The following is a 12137-nucleotide window of genomic DNA, read 5'->3' on the forward strand; positions in this document are numbered from 1 at the left end:
TAACAATGAAACATTTATACAAATTGCCAAGGTATTAGAAACTGGTAACATCGACTATTACAAGCCGACACATGAACCCAATACAAACTGGAAAAACTGGCCTGACGGCGGAACTCTTTAAATAAAGGCTCAACACCGGGTTCATTTTCAGCTCAAAAGTTTACTAAAAAACCGTTAATTTGCCGAAGAATACAAGCGCGCTATGTCAAAAAATCTACAACGAATTTACATTGAAGGGTATAAATCCATTCAACTCGCAGATGTTGACATTAAAAATTTAAATATCCTTATTGGTGCCAATGGCTCTGGCAAGAGCAATTTCATCTCTGTTTTCAGCTTCCTCAGAAACGTCATTGAGCAAAGGCTACAATCCGTGGTTAGAGAAAAAGGGGGCGCAGATAGACTGTTTTTTTTAGGTGGTAAAAACACCGAAGAGATAAAGATTTCTCTTGATTTCCAACCAAATTACTACAATCTAATCCTCAAACCAACACTTACCGACAGTCTTTTTATCGAATCAGAACACACAGGATTCCAAAGTGCTCAATACGCTAACCCCTATTGGGAGCTTATTTCTGCGGGAGCAAATGAGTCAAATCTAAAAAAAGCTGCAAAGTCTGAAAAAATTTCCAAATACGTTTATGATACTCTTTTCAATTGGAGAGTGTATCATTTTCACGACACCAGTGATTCTGCCAAAGCAAAAAAAACGGCACAAATAAATGATAATCTGTATTTTAAAGAAGACGCATCAAATCTGGCTTCTTTTTTATTTTTGATGCAAGAAGCTTATTCTAATCATTATGATCGCATCGAAAAAACCATTGCTTTGGTGGTGCCAATGTTTAGTGAGTTTGTACTACGTCCTGATCCTTTAAATCCAGAAACGATCCGCCTAGAATGGCTTTCAAAAAATTCAGATCATATTTTTAGTGCATCGGATTTATCAGATGGCTCACTAAGGTTTATATGTTTGTGTGTATTACTGCTACAACCACAACCCTATAGACCTGATTTAATTTTGTTAGATGAACCAGAACTTGGGCTTCATCCTTCTGCTATCCAGATTTTGGGGGGCTTGTTAAAGAAGACCGCACATTTTTCTCAATTGATTGTTTCTACCCAGTCCGCAGACTTGGTTTCCTGCTTTGAGCCGGAAGATATCATTGTCGTGAAAAGTAATGAGGGAAAATCAAGCTTTGAACGTTTAGCGGAGGAGGAATTGAAAGATTGGCTGACGGAGTACTCCTTAGGGGAAATTTGGGAGAAAAACATCATTGGAGGTCGCCCATGATAAGAGTAATGATCATCTGTGAAGGGGCAACTGAGGAATTTTTTGTAAGCAAACTGCTTGCTCCACATTTCATCAGTTACAATGTCAGTGTTTATCCAATCAATTTGGATGGAGGATTCAATTATCATAGCCTCAAAAACAACATCGTCAAAACGCTAAATTCGGACAAAAACGCACACGTAACCACTTTAGTTGACCTCTATGGCATCAACAATGACTACCCAGGCTATAAAGCAAATGCCACAAAAGAAGCATTACAAAAAGTACTGGCGATTGAAGCAGCCGTTCAAGAGGATGTGCTAACCCATAAAAACCTGTATAATCGGCAGTTTTTCTGCCACTTTCAATTACACGAATTTGAGGCATTGCTTTTTTCTGATCCAAATAGCTTAGAAGAAAGCCTAATTATTGACCATCCTGAAATCCCCAAAGGAAGCTTCGCAAAGATTTTATCCGATTTTCCATCGCCAGAATATATCAATGATAGTGTTCACACAAAACCTTCACAACGAATAATAAATCTAGCTCCTTCTTATGATAAAGTCTCTGAAGGTATTCTTATTGCTGAAATCATCGGGCTAGAAAAAATGCGAAATGCATGTCCTCATTTTGATTCATGGATCAAAAAAATAGAAAATTTGACATAAAGTTAAGGAGGTAGGTTCCAAAATAAATGGTAGGATTGAGGCAATCCATCTCCAACATTTCGCTACCACAATTACCTTAAAAATTCTCATCTTTACAACCCTAAATCAAAACCTTAACACCGCACACCTATGGCAGGCGAAAAGATCATCTTTTCAATGGAGGGGGTAAGTAAAATCTTTCCCCCGACCAAACAAGTGCTGAAGAATATTTGGCTCTCTTTTTTCTATGGTGCCAAAATTGGCGTATTGGGTCTCAACGGTTCGGGTAAGTCGACGCTCCTGAAGCTGATTGCCGGACTGGATTCCAATTACCAAGGCCGCATCACCTTTGATGGCAATTACAAAATTGGTTACCTAGAGCAGGAACCTACGCTGGACGAAACCAAAACGGTACGCCAGATCGTAGAAGAAGCGGTAAGCGAAGTGGTGACCAAAATGGCTGAATACGAGGCCATCAACCTCAAATTGGCCGAGCCCATGGACGACGACGAGATGATGAACCTCATCGAAAAGCAAGGCGAGCTCATGGAATACCTCGACCATGCCAACGCCTGGGAACTCGATCACAAACTCGAAACGGCCATGGATGCCCTGCGTTGCCCCGAAGGCGATGCCCAAATCAAAGTCCTTTCAGGTGGTGAACGCCGCCGCGTGGCCTTGTGTCGCTTGTTGCTGAGCAATCCCGACATCCTGTTGCTGGACGAACCAACCAACCACCTGGATGCCGAATCGGTAGACTGGTTGGAGCAATACCTGCAAAATTTCCCTGGCACCGTTATTGCCGTAACGCACGACCGGTACTTTCTGGACAATGTAGCGGGCTGGATTCTGGAGCTGGATCGTGGCGAAGGCATTCCATGGCAAGGCAACTATTCCTCCTGGTTGGAGCAAAAGTCCAAACGCATGGAGCAGGAAGAAAAAACCGAATCCAAGCGCCGCAAAACCCTGGAGCGGGAGTTGGAATGGATTCGATTGGCTCCCAAAGCCCGTCAGGCCAAAGGTAAAGCCCGTTTGAGCGCTTACGACAAACTGGCCGATGAAGAAGTAAAAGAAAAAGAAGCCAAACTCGAATTGTTTATCCCGCCGGGACCTCGCCTGGGCGAGGTGGTCATTGATGTAAAAAACGTGAGCAAGTCATTTGGCGACCGCATTTTGTTTGAAAACGTCAATTTTTCCATCCCCAAAAATGCCGTAGTGGGCATCATTGGTCCCAACGGGGTAGGTAAGTCTACTTTGTTCAAAATCATCATGGGCAAAGAAAAACCAGATTCGGGTGAGGTCATCGTGGGCGAAACCGTGCAACTGTCTTATGTGGATCAGTCGCACGACCAACTCCAGGATGGCGATAAACTGGTGTATGACGCGATTTCCGGAGGCAACGACAACATTACGGTGGGAAAAACCGTGGTCAACGCTCGCGCTTACATCAGCAAGTTCAACTTCAGTGGGGATGCACAGCAAAAGAAATTGTCCTTTCTTTCTGGTGGCGAACGCAACCGTGTACACCTGGCCATGACGCTTCGTGAAGGGGGCAACGTGCTGCTATTGGATGAACCTACCAACGACATCGACATCAACACCCTCCGCTCACTAGAAGATGGTTTGGAGAGCTTCGCGGGTTGTGTGATGGTGATCAGTCACGACCGTTGGTTCATCGACCGCCTGGCTACCCACATTTTGTCTTTTGAAGGGGATTCTACCATCGAGTTCTTTGAAGGCAACTATTCGGATTACGAAAAAGTGAAGAAAGAACGATTGGGAGATGTGACGCCACGGAGACCGAAGTTCAAAAACGTGATTAACCGATAGGTTTTATATTGAATCACATTCCACATTTTAACCGCGTCAACTTCGTTGCTCTGCGGTTAAAATGCGGAATGTAAGTTACTTCACTCTATACCAGGTCTGCGTCCGGTACAAACCTGTCCAGTGCTTGCCGCGCACTTTCAGTTCGTTGGGCTTGCCCTCTTCCAGCCAGATCACGCAACCATACACGTTGCCATTTTCGGGGTCAAGGATGGTGCCGTTTTTCCAAGTGCCCTCAGCTTCCTGCAATCCTTCGATGATCACCATGCCCTGTACCGGTTGGTCTTTTTTGTCGCCTTTGCAATCATCGCATTTGGCGTTGGGTTTATCGGTGAGGATTTTGATGACCTTGCCGTAGAGCTTGCCATTTTTTTGATAAACCTCTACGTTTGACTTGGCTTCGCCAGTTTTGTCGTCAATGCTTTTCCAAACACCGAAAGGGTTGGTTTGTGCCTGTAGTGTGCCAATGGTGCAAAGCAGGCTAAGGCATACAATGGAGAGAAAATACTTCATGGTTAATTGAATTTGGTTTATCTGGTGACTACCATCCTAGTTCTTCCGGATGCCAAAACACCACTTTGAAGTTGACCACCCGGTCGTTTTCCACTTTAACGCCTTCCGCCTCCAAAAGTTGTTGCATCAAACTGGGTGGAGTAAAATTTGCCCGCCCGCTGAGTTCGCCCTTGCTGTTGACCACCCGGTGCGCCGGAACCCCGTCCTGAAGGAAACTGGTGCGCAATGCCCAGCCTACCATCCGCGCCGAGCCCAGCGACAGGTAATCGGCAATGGCGCCATAGCTGCTTACCCTTCCCGGCGGAATCAGGCGGGTGATGTCGAAAACAAGTTCCTGGTAATTTGGTTTGGCCATAAAATGCGACTTTGAGGGAAAAACCCCATAATTTTAGGTATTTTAAGACAATTATTCGCATCGAAAGGAAGGAAATGTACTGCTTTCCAAATTTTATTGTTTACATTTGCGTCGTTTTTCTTCAAAGTTAATAAGAACAGATGGCTCTGATTAGTACAATTCGCAAGAATAGCGCTTTGATTGTAGTTTTGATCGCGCTTGGCCTATTTGGCTTTATTATTCAGGATATGATGGGCGGCCAAAACAGTATCTTTGGCAGCATACAACCTAGCATTGGCAAAATCAATGGCCAAAAGGTAGACCTGAATGAATTCAATCGCACCGAGAGTGTCCTTTATGCAGGATCTTCTGGTGATATCTATTCCCGTCGCAGTGCGCTTTGGGACTATTTCGTAGAAAAAGCACTGATCGATCAGGAAGCAGCGAAATTGGGCATTGGGGTGAGCAAAAACGAATTGAACGACCTTCAGTTCGGTCCGGAGCCAAGCCCGATTATCATGCAACGCTTCATGGATCAAAGCACCCAGCAGCTCAACCGCGAGCAACTGAACGCCATTAAGCAGCAAATTACGGCCAATACCCTTCCGGCCACTGCTCGTTCTTATTGGGCCATTCAGGAGCAGGAAATCATCAAAGACCGCATGCAGACCAAGCTGATCAGCATGGTGTCCAAAGGTTTGTATACACCTAGCTGGGTTGCCGAGGCGAACCAGAAGGAAAGTGCAACTATGATGGAAGTGGTGTACACCCGTGTACCATTTGATGCTGTAGACAACTCGGAAGTGTCCATCTCTGACGAAGATTACGAAAACTACCTGAAAGAAAATCCAGGCTTGTTCAAATTTGATGAAGAAGCCCGCAAAATTGGGCTCGTAACCTTTGATGTGAAACCAACCAAAGCAGACTCTGCCGCTCAACGCGGAAAAATTGCTGACTTTATTGTTGAATGGCGCCAAGCTACCAATGATACCGTTTTCGTGGAGCAACACCTGGGTACCATTGATGGAGCATACATTAAAAAAGAAGGCCTCTTGCAAAATGCCGATAGCATTTTCAATCTACCCGTTGGCGCCATTTTTGGGCCATATGTAGATGGAAATTCCTTCCGTGCAGTGAAATTGCTGGATCGCAAAGTCATCCCTGATAGCGTTAAATCACGCCATATTCTGATTGCACCTAATGCAAATCTGCCTCTTGCGGCCTGCAAGGCACGGATCGATAGTATCAAAAATGTGATCGAGAAAGGTGCTTCTACCTTTGCCGACATGGCATTGCGTTTTGGCACAGACGGTACAGCTACCAGTGGTGGCGACCTGGGTTACACTGGTCTAAATGGCATGGTAAAACCATACAACGACTTGATTTTCTTCCAGGCCGAGCAAGGCAAATTGTATACGGTAGAAACCCAGTTTGGGATTCACCTGGTTGAAGTTACTGGCAAGAAAGTTACTTCCAACTCAACCGGGGTTCGGGTGGCTTACATTGGCGAAGCGATCAGACCTTCCAAAGAAACGGAAAACAGCCGTTTTGAAGCTGCACAACGCTTTCTGAATGCCAATAACCAAGATGTTGAAAGCTTGCTGGCTGCGGCTAAAAAGACCAAAGGGATTACCCAAGAAACCAGTCCTGCGGTAAATGCCAATGAATTCTTCCTGGGTTCTTTGGGCTCTGGACAACAACCTCGCGAAATCATCCGCTGGGCCTTCGGCGCAAGCAAGGGTCAAGTTGCTCCAGACATCTTTACCTTCACTGATCCTGTTGAGTTTTATACCAACAAATATGTAATTGCAGGTTTGAAAACCGTCATTGCCAAAGGTCTTGCAAAAGCCGATCAGGTTAAAGAGGACATTGAAACGGTAGTGATCAACCGCAAAAAAGGAGAGTTGATTGCCGGAAAACTGAAAGGCAAAAGTGTAGAAGCTGCTGCGGCGCAATACAGTGCCAAAATTGATACGATGCGCAACATCCGTTTCAACCAGTCTTTCCTGCCCAACAACGTTGGTGCAGAACCACGGGTAAACGCCAATGTCTTCAAATTGAAGCAAGGACAAACCTCTAACCCTGTAGTGGGCAACGGTGGTGTTTTTGTGCTCAATGCGCTGTTTGTAACTACTCCCAATGCAGCTACAGACATCAACCAGTTGAAGACTACATTGTCGGGCAATGCCCGTTCTCAGGTGTCCAATCGCTTTATGCCTGCTTTCCGCAAAATGGCAACCATCAAGGATAAACGCTCGAAATACTTTTAAGCACTAGGAGGTGTTTGGAATCCAATTCATGGAAAAAGGGCTGATGGAGTACGCTTCATCAGCCCTTTTTCTATGAATGGTTTTCAATTGCACTTAAACAAGATCCCCGAAAACCGCTCCCCATTCACCAATACCTAACACGTTTACGTCAGTATCCAAGGAATAACCCGTAGCTACTGGGCAATTTCTGCTATGGCCTTTCTAGTCATTCAATTCAACATCCCTGCAATTTCGGCATGAAAAAGCGAAATTGCAGGGATAATTGAACCGTTCGACTTCAACATTTAACAAACTATAAGAACATTACTCGCTTCGCCACGGTCTCCTTGATTAAGTCAGCGGTATTCTTTTTCGGGTAAAACTATACCTCAGTAGAAAGCACCAGTTCCGGGCTGTGGGTAAACACAATTCTGCATCCGGGGTGCCGATCGGCAAAATCCCGCAACGCAAAAAACGTCTGTTGATAAGCCCGCCAATCGTCGAAAAACAAACGCACGATCGAACGGGGTAAAATCCCGGCGCGCCAGGGCTGGAGTTGCCAGGCTGCGTCAGCGGCAAGGAAGACTTCTCCTTCGGGTGTTTGAAGGACAGCGCCCAGTTGACCTCGGCCATGCCCGGGCAATGCAAACAGGCGCATGCTGCCATCTCCCCAAAGATCGTAAGCAGAGGCGTCCTCCTGAAGATTCCCCAATTGTGCATCGGGTATTGGGGTGGTTCTTTGCGCCAGGTCGGTAGGCAATAAATCGGGCAAAATCCCGCTGCCCACTGCTGCCCAGCCTTGAAGTGAGATCGCTTGTTGAAGCGCACTGGCACTGCAAATTACTTGGGCCTGCGGAAAATCTTTGAGCCCCGCAATGTGGTCGCCATGAAAATGGGAGATGAGGATGGTTTTGATGGATTCAGGAGCGATGCCCAGGGTTTTGAGCCGCTCCAACACCGTCTCTTCTGCTTTCAGAAACACTGGCGTAAGCAGCGCATACAGCTTGTACGGCCAGCGGGCAGTCGCTTCGCGAAAACGCGGCGCATACCCGGTATCAAACAAAATCCAACCTTGATCAGGATGCTCGATCAAAGCCCAGGTGGCATAAAATCGACACTGCTTTTGGCCATGCAGCGGATCAACTACCCGGCCATTGGCTACGCAATAACCAGCGTGAAATACCTTTAATGTGACTTGTTTTGAGTTTGATACCATGCTACAAATTCGTTGATGCCTTCCAGCGTGGATTGAATGGGGGAATAGCCTAGTTTTGTTCGGGCCTTGCTGATGTCCATGGTCATGGAATTGCTCAGAATGCCTATGCTGTAGCGGGTCAGGGCAGGTTCGCGCCCGTTCAGGAAATAGCGGTGGATAAACTCGGTAAGTGCAGCCGCACCCAGGGCAACGTTGGCGGGTATTTTTTTGGTGACTGGAGGCAAATCGAGTGCTTTCAATAAATAGCCAACCGAGTCCCACAATGGGGCTGGTTCGCCATTGCTGATGTTGTACACTTCTCCAAAGGCAGCATGATCGGCCTGGAGGCATTTTTCGACGGCATGGATGAGGTTGGCCACGCAAGTCAGGTCGACCACATTTTTTCCGTTGCCCACAATTTTTAACTTGCCTTCGTAGTAAGCCCGTAGTACCCTCGGAAAAATCACCGCATCTTCGGCACCAATGATGGCGCGGGGCCGCAAAGCAATGGTTTCAAAATCGGGTCGATTAAGTTGCAGGGTAGCTTGCTCGGCCTCGTACTTGGTCACTGCATAGTTGTTGACCATGGGGTTGGGCAAGGGGTCGGATTCTTTGATGTTGTAGCGATCCCGAAAATTGAAGTATACGCTCGGTGTAGAAATCAGGATGAAGCGCCGTGCACCTTGTTCTTGTGCGGTTTGCAGCAGGTTGAGGGTAGATAGCACATTGGCATCGTAAAACTCGGGATAGGTTCCCCAGGGGGAAGACAAGCCCGCGCAATGGATAATGACATCGGCGCCGGCAGCCAGGCGTGCACAATCGGCAAACTTGACGAGGTCTCCGGTCTCGAATTGGCAACCCAGGGCTGCAAATTCGGCTTGCCGCTCGTTGCGTCGCCCGGTACCCAATACGATAGCATCGGAATGGCTGAGGGTCAGGCTTTTCAGCAAGCGGCCTCCCACAAAACCTGAGGCACCAGTAATGAGGATTTTTTTGGGTTGCACTCGTTTTATTTTTTAGCGTACAATGCGGTTGTTTTCATCGGGAAAAACGATGCTCGGTTTGAAGGTTTTGGCTTCTTCAAAGTCCATCAATCCATACCCGATGATGATCAGGATATCGCCTACCTGCACCCTGCGGGCAGCGGCGCCATTGAGGCAAACTACCCCCGAGCCACGTTCGCCCTTGATGATGTAAGTCTCCAGGCGCTCCCCATTGTTGTTGTTGACGATTTGTACCTTTTCGCCTTCGATGAGGTTGGCCGCATCGAGCAGGTCTTCATCGATGGTGATGCTACCGATGTAATTCAGGTTGGCCTCGGTGACCTTGACCCGGTGAATTTTGGATTTAAAACGTTCAATCAGCATAGTGGGAAATTGGGTGTTGTCAAAGGTAAGGTTTTTTGAAGATGTGGTGAAAGGCAAAGCCATTCAGCAATTTAAATAAAAGGCAGGTAGCTACTTCGAAAGTAAGAAATACCTGCATTAGCCAAATAAATGCACCTAATTGCCTGATATTGTGGGTCGTTTTTGTGACAAATTTTATATGGAATATTGTATATTATTGATTTTATACTTAAGTTTGTGGGTTAAGTTATTTTTACTTTAACTTATTGTAAATTATATTTCGTAAAAGTTAACTGTTATGTCTGAAACCACTGAGAAAAAATCACCGTTTAGCGATGCTAAAGTGAAGGAGAATCCTACTCGAAACGAAGAGTTTTGGAAAAATCGCGCAAAAGCTAAAAAAGAAGCTGAAAAAATTCAGAAATTTAAAAAAAACAACCCGTCTACATTAAACCAACCGTTTGACGTTCAGCACTGAGAATAAGTATGGGGAATTCCACTGCCCTCTTTGAAGTATTGAGCTTCACTGAGGATAATCTCGCAAAGGCACTTTCGAACGAGCATACCTCCATTGAGTACATCAAAAAAGGTAAATACCATTTCAATTTCCTGTTTGAGCATCTAAAATACCAGAACAGGCCGAGGTTTAAAGTAAAAACCATTCTCATTGAGCACAAATACATAAGTCATACCTACCTAAGTGATTTGGGGGCTGAATTTATTTTTAGCTCGCAGGATTATTCCAAGTTTTGTAAACGCGTTCACTTTTTTTCCAGGTCATTTACTTCAGTTGAAGAAATCATCACTGATCCTGAAAACACCAGCACGAAAAGGATTTGGGACAGCTACAGAGGATTTGTCACCGTAAAACCACTACCCAAGTCCAGACTAGGCCCTGTGTTATTATCGCCTTATCCCTCCAGCACTAACGCTGACCGGAGATTTACGGCAATTCGCCCTTATACTATCCATTTATTGGGGCGCAGGATTCAGCTCGATTCATTGGCATTTATGGAGCAGGATGGTATTCTAAGCGCATGTTCAACGGTGGCTCTTTGGAGTGCCATTCATCGGTTGCACAATATGTTTAATGTTGGCATACCACGTCCTGTGTCCATAAATACCCTGGCCAAATACACTGCCCACAACCAACCAGGAGCCTTGCCCGGTATTGGAATGGATTTACATCAAATTTGCGGAGTCATTGAGCAAATTGGATTAAAGGCTGAACTGCGAACCTTGAATGGCAATTTGGGTTATAATGTTAAGCTTAACAATAAAACGGAGGTTAAAGACAAAACTTTCGTCAGAAAATTTATTTATGCCTACCTCAAAATGGGGCTGCCCATCCTACTCGGTTTGGAATTTGAAGACGAAGGTAAGCATTTGATCACCCTTACGGGGTACAAAGCCGTAAATACACAGAAAGCCACCTGGATCAAAAATTGCGATCAGCCCATTGCTTATGCCGATCAAATCCAGACCTTATATGCACACGACGATCAGGTGGGGCCATTTTCAAGAGTTACACTGCTAGATGATGGTAGCAAGGTAAAAACCATCCGACTAAAAGACCCAACTGCAAAAGTCACACGTCATGAAAGCGAAGTGTATAGCATCATCGTGCCTTTGTCTAAAGATATCCGCCTAACTTTCGAAGACATTTACCAGCAAACGCTCCACTTTGAGTCTCTTTTTGTGGACCTCATTGATACCGATCAGCAGTTAATTTGGGACATTTACCTAACCCCAACCAATGAATACCGCCAAAGTGTGGTCAAAAAAGATAGCCACTATAGCCCATTACAAAAGACCAAATTACTAACCGAATTCTTGCCTCCATACTTGTGGGTTGCCAGAGCGGAAGTAGCGGGTTATCCAGAAATGGAATTCATTTTTGACGCTACGGCTATTTCTTATTCCAACGATTTTTGCATCGACGTGCTGTTTTTTGACGAAGTTCTAGAAGATTTAATACGCGAGGCGCTTACAGTTCCTGAGAAATACGACAAAGAGCGATATTTACTTATCAACAACGTCAATCAATTCATTGACAGCAAAATGGATTCCACCTATGTCTGGTCTGTTATCAAAAATACATTGATTGGCAAAGCTATAGTTAAAGAGAATGAGTCTTCGGAAATGGTGGCTAAACCAGCACAAATTGAAGAAGCCCCCCATGATTTCAAAACTGTTTCGGATGAAAATCAAATTACTGAGGATGAAGAACTGTTTGAGGAAGAACTGCTAGAGGAAACCCACTCTAAAATTCAGATTTCTAATGAAGAAAGTCCGATTACAGATGCGGAAGAGCAACCTAAGCTTGAAAAGCTAAAAGCCTACTGGGTAGAAATGATCACACAAGCGGATATTGAAACCCCTCTCAAAGAATACTTGGCTTACTGCAAGCAATTCATGGAATCTAGATTTGACGAAGCAGTTCTATTGCAAGGCAGATACAATTCACTCAAAGAAAGAGATAGAAAAGGACTTCTGACGTTCGAAAATTATTCGGTTGAACGCAACAGAATTGCAGATGCCTTATTCGACTTCGTAAAATCCTTGTAAAATATCCACTCTAATCAATCGTCTCCCCCCTACAACCAATTCAACTTCTTCAACAGCAGCTCCCGATGCCGTTTACTCAGTGGCACTTGGTACTTATTCAGTTGAATGAGATTATCCTGTAAATCAATATTGCGGATTTTTTCGGCATTGACGAGGTAACTGCGGTGGGTTTGGAGGAAGTCAGC

Annotated in this window: 13 protein-coding genes; 7 read left to right on the plus strand and 6 right to left on the minus strand. The window is 45.2% G+C overall.

Features of this window, described 5'->3' with window-relative positions; translation table 11 throughout:
- From ABW391_RS29635 to ettA, 4 genes are all read left to right on the plus strand, one after another.
- Positions 1-121: DUF7003 family protein (locus tag ABW391_RS29635; protein ID WP_502916354.1), on the plus strand; the 121-nt coding region annotated here is incomplete at its 5' end.
- Between the two features lie 81 nt (positions 122-202).
- Positions 203-1294 carry an AAA family ATPase gene (locus tag ABW391_RS26540; protein WP_353484933.1) on the plus strand — a complete coding sequence of 364 codons (1092 nt, stop codon included), beginning with the start codon at positions 203-205 and terminating at the stop codon, positions 1292-1294.
- 8 nt (positions 1295-1302) lie between these two features.
- The gene (locus ABW391_RS26545; RefSeq protein ID WP_353484934.1) at positions 1303-1941 is read left to right on the plus strand and encodes a DUF4276 family protein; all 639 of its coding nucleotides are present in this window, start codon (positions 1303-1305) and stop codon (positions 1939-1941) included.
- A 129-nt stretch (positions 1942-2070) separates the two neighbouring features.
- Entirely contained in the window at positions 2071-3750 is a 1680-nt protein-coding gene (gene ettA, locus ABW391_RS26550; protein ID WP_353484935.1) for an energy-dependent translational throttle protein EttA, read from the plus strand.
- Between the two features lie 75 nt (positions 3751-3825).
- On the opposite strand, the gene ABW391_RS26555 is transcribed toward ettA, so the two are convergent.
- Positions 3826-4260, minus strand: a complete 435-nt coding sequence (locus ABW391_RS26555) for a DUF2147 domain-containing protein (protein WP_353484936.1) — start codon at positions 4258-4260, stop codon at positions 3826-3828.
- Positions 4261-4288: 28 nt separating this feature from the next.
- On the minus strand, positions 4289-4615 hold the full coding sequence (locus ABW391_RS26560; RefSeq protein ID WP_353484937.1) for an MGMT family protein: 327 nt from the start codon (positions 4613-4615) through the stop codon (positions 4289-4291).
- Positions 4616-4755: 140 nt separating this feature from the next.
- On the opposite strand from ABW391_RS26560, the gene ABW391_RS26565 reads away from it, so the two are divergent.
- Complete coding sequence (locus ABW391_RS26565; protein ID WP_353484938.1) at positions 4756-6864, plus strand: peptidylprolyl isomerase; 2109 nt, start codon at positions 4756-4758, stop codon at positions 6862-6864.
- Positions 6865-7225: 361 nt separating this feature from the next.
- Here ABW391_RS26565 and ABW391_RS26570 read toward each other — a convergent pair whose 3' ends face one another.
- From ABW391_RS26570 to panD, 3 genes are read right to left on the minus strand one after another with little or no spacing between them, the layout of a single operon-like run.
- Positions 7226-8059 carry an MBL fold metallo-hydrolase gene (locus ABW391_RS26570; protein ID WP_353484939.1) on the minus strand — a complete coding sequence of 278 codons (834 nt, stop codon included), beginning with the start codon at positions 8057-8059 and terminating at the stop codon, positions 7226-7228.
- On the minus strand, positions 8029-9042 hold the full coding sequence (locus tag ABW391_RS26575) for an NAD-dependent epimerase/dehydratase family protein (RefSeq protein WP_353484940.1): 1014 nt from the start codon (positions 9040-9042) through the stop codon (positions 8029-8031). Before ABW391_RS26575 ends, ABW391_RS26570 begins: the two co-directional genes overlap by 31 nt.
- Positions 9043-9054: 12 nt before the next feature.
- Positions 9055-9405, minus strand: a complete 351-nt coding sequence (gene panD / locus ABW391_RS26580) for an aspartate 1-decarboxylase (RefSeq protein ID WP_353484943.1) — start codon at positions 9403-9405, stop codon at positions 9055-9057.
- Positions 9406-9682: 277 nt separating this feature from the next.
- Between panD and ABW391_RS26585 the strand changes: the two genes are divergently transcribed.
- Both ABW391_RS26585 and ABW391_RS26590 read left to right on the plus strand, forming a co-directional pair.
- A complete protein-coding gene (locus tag ABW391_RS26585; RefSeq protein WP_353484941.1) occupies positions 9683-9862 on the plus strand; it encodes a hypothetical protein in 180 nt (59 codons plus the stop codon).
- An 8-nt stretch (positions 9863-9870) separates the two neighbouring features.
- Positions 9871-11952, plus strand: coding sequence for a hypothetical protein (locus ABW391_RS26590; protein ID WP_353484942.1), 2082 nt, complete (start codon positions 9871-9873; stop codon positions 11950-11952).
- Positions 11953-11981: 29 nt separating this feature from the next.
- Here ABW391_RS26590 and ABW391_RS26595 read toward each other — a convergent pair.
- The coding region (locus ABW391_RS26595; RefSeq protein WP_353484944.1) for a LytTR family transcriptional regulator DNA-binding domain-containing protein at positions 11982-12137 on the minus strand (156 nt) is incomplete at its 5' end.

Origin of the sequence: Haliscomenobacter sp., from assembly GCF_040403615.1 — a bacterium.
In the GTDB taxonomy this organism is placed as follows: Bacteria; Bacteroidota; Bacteroidia; order Chitinophagales; family Saprospiraceae; genus Haliscomenobacter.